General features: G+C 33.5%; 1 protein-coding gene and 3 pseudogenes. 1 reads left to right on the top strand and 3 read right to left on the bottom strand.

Annotation, left to right across the window (positions count from 1 at the left end; all coding sequences use genetic code 11):
- Nucleotides 1-500 (bottom strand): transposase (locus tag Megvenef_RS09455; protein ID WP_322776251.1); only part of this gene is annotated, 500 nt, incomplete at its 3' end.
- Nucleotides 501-574: 74 nt separating this feature from the next.
- Between Megvenef_RS09455 and Megvenef_RS09450 the strand changes: the two are divergent.
- Nucleotides 575-697 (top strand): annotated as a pseudogene (locus tag Megvenef_RS09450) (transposase); the annotation flags it as partial.
- 14 nt (nt 698-711) lie between these two features.
- Here Megvenef_RS09450 and Megvenef_RS09445 read toward each other — a convergent pair.
- Together Megvenef_RS09445 and Megvenef_RS09440 are read right to left on the bottom strand one after the other, a co-directional pair.
- Nucleotides 712-801, bottom strand: a pseudogene (locus tag Megvenef_RS09445) (IS5/IS1182 family transposase); the annotation flags it as partial.
- Between the two features lie 54 nt (nt 802-855).
- A pseudogene (locus Megvenef_RS09440) lies at nt 856-1,302 on the bottom strand (acyltransferase domain-containing protein); the annotation flags it as partial.
- Nucleotides 1,303-1,496: the final 194 nt, after the last annotated feature.

Here is a 1,496-nt window from a genome sequence, read left to right as displayed (position 1 = left end):
GGCCTGCCTTGCCAAGCTTTAACATCGTCCATGACATCATCAGTAATTCTACTAACAAGGCTTTCGCTAATGTCAGCCCCGTATAGTTCCTGAATCTGAAGTTTAATATCTGATAGACTCATTCCTTTGGCGTATAAGGATAGAATTTTTTGATCTAAACCTTCAATTCTTGTTTTTCTTTTGGGAATGATTGCAGGTTCAAACTCAGCATCTCTATCCCTTGGAACGTCTATTGTAATAAGGCCATTATCAGTGATTAGATTCTTTTGAGATACACCGTTACGGGCGTTATTAGAAGTGATAATACGATCGTATCTGTCATAACCTAGATGATTATTCATCTCTGCCTGTAAAGCTTTTTCCACAAGACGTTTTGTTAGTTGTTTCAATAACCCGCCTTTGCTTAAAACATTCGATAGATCTACTTCTTTACTTACCAGTAAATCTATCGCTGCGGATATAGCTTCATTATTCTTATTATTGATAGTGTTTTTAGTCATATTTTATTCCTCTTAGTTATATTAATTGATTATATAACCTATAAGGAATTTACACACTTAGATGGACAGACCCGATTGAAAACTTCTTTGCTAAACTTAAACAATATAGAGCTATTGCAACACGCTATGATAAAACAGTTCAGAACTTTTTGGGTGCTATCTATATGGCTTCTATTGTAATTTGGCTCAATCGATGACACGCTCTAGTATTTCTGCTTTTTTTGGGTCTCTCTATAGGACTTTCCGTAGCATCAATTAGAACCAGTTCGTACTCCATATCACTTTTTACTAGAGCCTTTCTTTCAGTATAAAGTTTAGCCAGTTGTCTTAATGGTTCGGTATCACCAGCAATAGTTACAATATTGGGTCCATTGATTGTAGCTATAGAAATTCTATTTCCATAACCCATAATATCTTTTTTTGCTTCCTCAATTTCAATATGTACTGCCAGTATTTTACCTAAATTTGCTTGTTTACCTTGAATACGCCCCCTATGATAAACTATATAAACAGCTTCTTTTAAACTAAGAGCTCCCGCACTATATGTAGCAGCAGTTTCTCCCAATGAATGACCAACTAAACCTTGTGGTTTTACATCCTAATACTCTAATAATTTTACTAAACTAACTTGAATTGCAAAAATTGCTGATTGTGCAATCTCTGTTTTATTGATAAGGCTATCAGACTTATTTTTATTCATTTCTTTTATTAAAGACCAACCTGCTATATCTTGTAATAATATATCTATCGCTTCAATTGAGTTTGCAAATATAGGTTCATTGGCTATTAAATGTCTACCCATTGCAAACCACTGACCACCTTGCCCAGAAAATACATACGCTATCTTAGGTTTAGAAAGTAGATCCTCATTTAAATAAATCTGATTGCTTGTTTTTGCTTTATCATTACCTGTAATAAACTTTTTGAGTAAAAAGCATAATTCTTCTTTACTATTGCAGTTAATGATCAATTTATGTTTAAAGAAAGTATTGCGAA

Origin of the sequence: Candidatus Megaera venefica (genome assembly GCF_034554655.1) — a bacterium.
Classification (GTDB): Bacteria; Pseudomonadota; Alphaproteobacteria; order Rickettsiales; family Rickettsiaceae; genus Megaera_A; species Megaera_A venefica.
This window is presented reverse-complemented; position numbering and strand designations above follow the sequence as displayed.